Below are 4,675 nucleotides of genomic sequence, written 5' to 3' on the forward strand. Positions count from 1 at the left end.
GCGCAGACGGCCGGGCCAGGCCAGCCCGCCCGTTCCGCACCCCAGCCCTGATCAGCCCCGGCCCGGGGCCCTGAGTCCACGAAGGAAGACCTCATGCTGCGCATCGCCGTCCCCAACAAGGGTTCACTGTCGGAGCCTGCGTCGGAGATGCTGCATGAGGCCGGCTACCGGCAGCGCAAGGACCGCCGGGAGCTGGTCCTCGTCGACGCCGCCAACGAGGTCGAGTTCTTCTTCCTGCGTCCGCGTGACATCGCGGTCTACGTCGGCTCCGGCAAGCTCGACATCGGCATCACCGGCCGTGACCTGCTGCTCGACTCCGGAGCGGACGCCGAGGAGATCCTGCGGCTGGGCTTCGCCTCCTCCACCTTCCGGTACGCCACCCGCCCCGGCACCGCGCAGCACGTCAGCGAGTTCGGCGGCATGACCGTGGCCACCTCCTTCCCGGGCCTGGTGGCCGCCCACCTCGCCGAGCAGGGCGTGGACGCCTCCGTCGTCCGGCTCGACGGCGCGGTCGAGACCGCGATCCAGCTCGGCGTCGCGGAGGTCATCGCCGACGTCGTGGAGACCGGTACGACGCTGCGCAATGCCGGTCTGGAGATCATCAGCGAGCCGATCCTGGAGTCGGAGGCCGTGGTCGCCCGCAGCCGCAAGGCCGTCGCCGACGACCCGAAGGTCGGCCAGTTCCTGCGCCGGATGCAGGGCGTCCTGGTCGCCCGCCGCTACGTGATGATGGACTACGACATCCGGGCCGAGCACGTGGAGAAGGCCGTCCAGCTCACTCCCGGCCTGGAGTCGCCGACGGTCTCGCCGCTGCACGACCAGGGCTGGGTCGCGGTCCGCTCGATGGTCCCGGCGGCCGACGCCCAGCGGATCATGGACGACCTGTACGAGCTGGGCGCCCGGGCGATCCTCACCACCAACATCCACGCCTGCCGGGTCTGAGGCGGTCTCCGATGTCCTCCCCCCGGACGCCGGCGCTGCCGGTCACCTTCCGCCCGACCCGCACCAGGATCGTCCTGCTCAGCGTCGGCGCGGCGATCCTGGCCGTGCTCAGCGTGATCGGCCTCGCGCTGGACCTGGCCGCCGGCGAGCGGATCTCCTTCGTCGCCGTCGGCGCGCTGTGCTTCGGCGTGCTCGCCCTCCTCAGCCGCCCCCGGGCGACCGCCGACGAGGACGGGCTGACCGTGGTCAACCTGACGCGGCAGCGGCGCCTCTCCTGGGCGGAGATCGTCCGGGTGAACCTGCGCACCGGCGACCCCTGGGTGATGCTCGACCTCTCCGACGGCACCACGCTGGCGGTGATGGGCATCCAGCCGGGCATCGGCAAGCACCGGGCGCTGGAGGACGCCGCCGCGCTGCGCGCGCTCGCCGAACAGCATGGCACCGGCCGCGAGGAGAGCTGAGCGCACAGCTCCCGCTGCCGTCGCTTCCCGTCACCGCGGCTTCTTCCGTTCACCGCCGCCCGCCGTGCCAGCACGGCGGGCAGCGGTTCACAGCGGCGGTTCCGGGCGCGGGCCGGCCGGCCCGCGCCCGCTCAGCACCTCCCCGTAGGCCTGCATCAGGTCCGGCAGCCGCAGCGTCGACAGGTCCTCCCGGCTGGGCTCGCCCCGGAAGCCCGACAGCCTCAGGTCCCGGTAGGCGCAGCTCTTCTCGTACAGCGTGCGCAGGAAGCGGCCGTTGCCCAACTCGTCGATCCAGCCCTGCTCGACCACGTGCCCGGCGATGCTGCGCAGTTCCTCCAGCGACTCCTCGTCCCACACGTCGTTGTTGTCCGCCGCCAGCACCTCGCCGATCGCCGTCAGCTCCAGCGGGCGGTAGCTGGGGAAGTCGATGCGGGTCGTGAAGCGGGACCCGAGGCCGGGATTGACCGCCAGCAGCCGGTCCATCCCCTCCGGGTAGCCCGCCAGGATGACCACCAGCCGGTCGCGGTTGTCCTCGGCACGCTTGAGCAGCACCTGGAGGGCCTCGTCCCCGTAGGCGTCGCCCTTGGCGTAGCCGGAGTTGGACAGGCTGTACGCCTCGTCGACGAACAGCACACCGCCGAGCGCCGAGTCGATCAGCTCGTTCGCCTTGACCGCCGTCTGCCCCAGGAACTCGCCGACCAGATCGGCGCGTTGGGCCTCCACCAGATGGTCACCGCCGAGCAGGCCCAGGGCGTAGAACACCCGGCCGAGGATGCGGGCGACGGTGGTCTTGCCGGTGCCGGAGGGTCCCGAGAACACGAAGTGGCGTTTCGGCGGCTGCACCGGCAGCCCCTGCCGGGCCCGCAGCCGGGCCATGTGCAGCTGTGCGGAGAGCGCCTTGACCTGGCGCTTCACCGGCTCCAGCCCGACCATGCGCTCCAGTTCCTCCAGCGCCCTGGCCAGGAGGACCGGGTCGCTGGGACCCGACGGCCAGCCGCCCCCGCCACGGCCGGCGGCGCGGAAACGCTCCCGCACCGCGTCCGCCGCGCCCGGCGCCGACAACGGAACGGACGCCTCGCCCGGCGCGCCCGCGCCCGGTGGACGTCCCGCGTCGCCGCCGGACGTGCCGGGACCCGGGCCGGACACCGCGGGGGAGTCGGTGGCGGTGGGGGAGGAGGATGACGGGGAACCGCCGCCGCCCGCCGTCGAACCGGGCGGCGGACCCTCGGGAGCGGCCTCGGTCAGCACCGCCGACGGCATGCCGGAGGAGGTGTTGACGCCGTCTCCCTCGGTGATCGCGGTCAGCCGGGCGGCGGTGTCCATGAAGGCCGGATCGACCCGGTGCACCGCGCGGTACAGCGGCAGTGCCGCCGCGCTGCGGCCCGTCCCCTCCCGGGCCCGGGCGAGCCAGTAGCGCAGCTCCTTGCGCTGCGGCTGCTCGCTGCGGCAGCGCATGAGGGCCGCCGCCAGCAGCGGCTCGGCCTGTCCGTACATCTCCAGCCGGACCCGGGCCATGCCGGCGAACAGCCCGGCCTCGATGCCGAGCAGCGGGTCGCCGACCAGCGACTCGGTGTGCGCCACCAGCGCCTCCCAGTCCTTGGCCAGGTACGCGCGGCAGGCGTGCAGGAACCGCACCTGGGGGTCCGCCTCGGCCGGCGGGCACCCGGCCAGCGCCTGGTCCAGCTCGGCCAGATGCCGCCCGTCGAGCCAGTGGGAGGCGTGGGCCAGCAGCAGGTCGCGGCCGGACTCCAGCACCGGCTGCACCCACCAGCCCAGCCAGTACCAGGAGTTCAACGTCCGCTGGTGACGGGAGCGCTGTTCCCCGAAGCGGTGCCGGTGCTCGTACATCCGCAGGAGGGCCTTGGTGGTGTCCGCGCGCAGCGCGTGCAACCCCAGCCAGGCGTCGGCCATGCCGGGGTCGAGCCGGACGGCGGTACCGAACTCCTCCTCGGCCTGCACGTAGCTGCCGACGGTGTACGCGTCCACTCCCCGCAGCCACGCCAGGTCGGCGGGCGCGTGCGGCTCCAGCGGATCCTGCATACCGAAGTCCATTGACCTCCCCCACCGAACGTCCCTCTGCGGGAGCTTGCCCGCGTCCGGACGTGACCACAACAGCTTTGCCGCGCAGGGGCGTTGCGGCCCTGAGCGGGTGTCAACGGGACCACTCGCGGCCCTCGCATGCTACCCGGCGGCGCGGCCTGCCCGAAGGCGCTCGGACAGGCCGGGACCCGGGCCTTCGGCCACCCGCACGTGCCTGTGGCATCGGTGGCGGACAGCTGCTGATCACTGTCGGTGAAAGGCCTGGCAACTCTCCGGCGATGACGGGCCGCTTCCCGAGGGCCCGCGCACAGGACGAAGCCCCCGGTCACGGGGGAACAACCGGGGGCTTCGCGATCTCGGCGGTCGTACAGACCGTTCTATAGGGAACGTAATCGCTCAATGCGGGCCCGGTCAAGCATCCCGAACGGGTGAGGGGGCGGCGCGTGTCGCCGTCCGCACGGACGGACCGGCGGCTACGGAACGTCAGGTGCGACCTTCTCCCGCGGATGCCCCGCGGGCCCCGGGAACACGCGGAACCCCACCCTCCTATCGGGTGACTGCCGCACCAACCAGTGGGCGTGCGGGCGCGTCGGATCCGCGCGGAAGTGCGCCTCCTCGGCGGCCATCCAGACCTGCCAGAAGTCGGCCAGTTCAGGTCCGTCCCGGTGCTGTCCCCGCTCCCACGCCGTCCGCCTGGGCAGTTCCAGCCAGAGCACGGCCGCCAGGTGCGGGCGGAGCGCCCGGCGGCCGGCGCCGACGCCCTCCACCAGGACAAGCGGCGCCGGCGGCAGGGGATGCGTCCCGCTCGCGGTCCGACTGGTCCAGTCGTAGACCTCGTACCGCGACTCCCGGCCCTCGGACAGCGGATCGAGCACCTGCGCGGTCAACCGCGGCAGCCAGTCGAACAGCTCGTCGTGACTGGCCACGTCGTCCAGGTGCAGCACGGGCGCGCCGCCGCTGAGCGCCGACAGCCGTCCGGCCAGCGTGCTCTTGCCGGAACCCGCGTGCCCGTCGATCCCGACGAGCCGGACCGGACCGCAGGACGGGGCGAGGGATGACAGCCGGGCCGCGAGCTCGTCGAGGTCGCCGCCGGTGGCCGGCGGCCAGTTCGGTCCACTGCTCATCTGCTCGCGCTCCGGTTCGTCTGGCCGGCGCCCGCGCCGCCGCGGGGCTCCCTCCGCCCGCCGGGTGACGGACGGACCACAACATACGGTGCCGCCCACCCCGCCGGG

The 4,675-nt window shown here is 73.3% G+C and carries 4 protein-coding genes; 2 read left to right on the top strand and 2 right to left on the bottom strand.

Going from position 1 to position 4,675, the window contains the following annotated elements:
- Positions 1-93: 93 nt before the first annotated feature.
- Both hisG and GL263_RS21905 read left to right on the top strand, forming a co-directional pair.
- Positions 94-942: an ATP phosphoribosyltransferase gene (hisG, locus tag GL263_RS21900; RefSeq protein WP_182857460.1), complete on the top strand. Its 849-nt coding sequence runs from the start codon at positions 94-96 to the stop codon at positions 940-942.
- 11 nt (positions 943-953) lie between these two features.
- Complete coding sequence (locus GL263_RS21905) at positions 954-1,403, top strand: PH domain-containing protein (RefSeq protein WP_182857461.1); 450 nt, start codon at positions 954-956, stop codon at positions 1,401-1,403.
- A gap of 87 nt (positions 1,404-1,490) precedes the next feature.
- On the opposite strand, the gene GL263_RS21910 is transcribed toward GL263_RS21905, so the two are convergent.
- The gene (locus GL263_RS21910; RefSeq protein WP_182857462.1) at positions 1,491-3,455 is read right to left on the bottom strand and encodes an AAA family ATPase; all 1,965 of its coding nucleotides are present in this window, start codon (positions 3,453-3,455) and stop codon (positions 1,491-1,493) included.
- A 461-nt stretch (positions 3,456-3,916) separates the two neighbouring features.
- Positions 3,917-4,567 carry a uridine kinase family protein gene (locus tag GL263_RS21915; protein WP_182857463.1) on the bottom strand — a complete coding sequence of 217 codons (651 nt, stop codon included), beginning with the start codon at positions 4,565-4,567 and terminating at the stop codon, positions 3,917-3,919.
- Positions 4,568-4,675: the final 108 nt, after the last annotated feature.

The organism is Streptomyces durbertensis (assembly GCF_014156695.1).
In the GTDB taxonomy this organism is placed as follows: Bacteria; Actinomycetota; Actinomycetes; order Streptomycetales; family Streptomycetaceae; genus Streptomyces; species Streptomyces durbertensis.